Raw genomic sequence first — 235 nt, forward strand, 5'->3', positions numbered from 1 at the left:
GCATCGAGATCAATGGCTCGTTCTACAGCCTGCAAACGCCCCAGCGGTATCTGGGCTGGCGTGAAGAAACGCCGGACGGCTTCGTGTTCGCGGTCAAGGGGCCGCGCTATATCACCCATGTCCGGCGGCTGAAGGACATCGAAGAGCCAATGGCCAATTTTTTCGCCTCCGGGCCGCTGTTGTTGGGCGAAAAGCTCGGGCCGTTCCTGTGGCAGTTCCCCCCCAACATGAAGTT

1 protein-coding gene is annotated in these 235 nt (G+C 60.0%); it reads left to right on the forward strand.

Annotation, left to right across the window (positions count from 1 at the left end; genetic code table 11):
• Positions 1-235 (forward strand): DUF72 domain-containing protein (locus NDO48_RS29545; RefSeq protein ID WP_267322962.1); only part of this gene is annotated, 235 nt, incomplete at both ends.

It is taken from the genome of Aminobacter sp. MET-1 (assembly GCF_026521175.1).
Classification (GTDB): Bacteria; Pseudomonadota; Alphaproteobacteria; order Rhizobiales; family Rhizobiaceae; genus Aminobacter.